This window comes from Vibrio sp. 1557 (genome assembly GCF_033340175.1).
GTDB classification, from domain to species: domain Bacteria; phylum Pseudomonadota; class Gammaproteobacteria; order Enterobacterales; family Vibrionaceae; genus Vibrio; species Vibrio alginolyticus.
In genome coordinates this window covers 1-1027 of sequence record NZ_JAWOVZ010000294.1, presented here as the reverse complement: position 1 = coordinate 1027, position 1027 = coordinate 1, and the positions used below count along the sequence as shown (strand labels likewise).

The 1027-nt window shown below is 46.4% G+C and carries 1 protein-coding gene; it reads right to left on the bottom strand.

The window, feature by feature from the left end:
• On the bottom strand, positions 1-1027 hold a 1027-nt coding region (locus tag R7070_RS26595; protein WP_318141572.1), incomplete at both ends, for a homocysteine S-methyltransferase family protein.

The window sequence follows — 1027 nt, the reverse complement described above, 5'->3', positions numbered from 1 at the left end:
TCTAGCTTGCGCGCGCGTGTTTCTGCCTGACCAACCTCATCGAATGCCATGACGATCACAGCTGCGCCATAACGACGGATCAGTTTAGCTTGCTCAACAAATTTCTCTTTGCCTTCCTTCAAAGAGATAGAGTTCACAATACCTTTACCTTGAATGCATTTCAGACCCGCTTCAATCACTTCCCATTTGGAAGAGTCGACCATGATTGGCACTTTGGAGATTTCTGGTTCTGAGGCACATAGGTTTAGAAAACGAACCATACAAGCCTGTGCATCTAACATCCCCTCATCCATGTTGATGTCGATGATTTGGGCACCATTTTCAACTTGCTGACGCGCGACTTCTAATGCTTCGTCATACTGTTCTTCTTTGATCAAACGTTTAAAGCGAGCAGAACCTGTGACGTTAGTTCGCTCACCGACATTGATGAATAAAGTCTCTTTCTCAATCGTTAATGGCTCTAATCCGGAGAGACGACAAGCAACAGGCAAATCTGGCAAAGCGCGAGGTGTAACACCTTCAACGGCCTGCGCCATTTGGCGAATATGCTCCGGCGTTGTACCACAACAGCCACCAATCAGATTTAAAAAGCCGCTGCTAGCCCACTCTTTTACATGCTCTGCCATATCTTCTGGAGAAAGGTCATATTCTCCAAAAGCATTCGGCAAACCTGCGTTAGGGTGTGCGGAAACAAATGATTCAGAAATACGAGAAAGCTCTTCCACGTATGGGCGCAGTTCATCTGGCCCCAATGCACAGTTAAGACCGAAAGATAACGGCCTTACATGACGTAGAGAGTTGTAAAATGCTTCCGTGGTTTGCCCTGATAACGTGCGCCCCGAAGCGTCGGTAATCGTACCGGAAATCATGACAGGCAGTGCAACACCAAGCTCTTCAAATACAGAATCGACAGCAAAGGCACATGCCTTAGCATTCAATGTATCGAAAATAGTTTCGATCAAAATAAGATCAGCGCCACCTCTGATTAACGCTCGAGTTGACTCGGAATACGCTTCAACCAACTCAT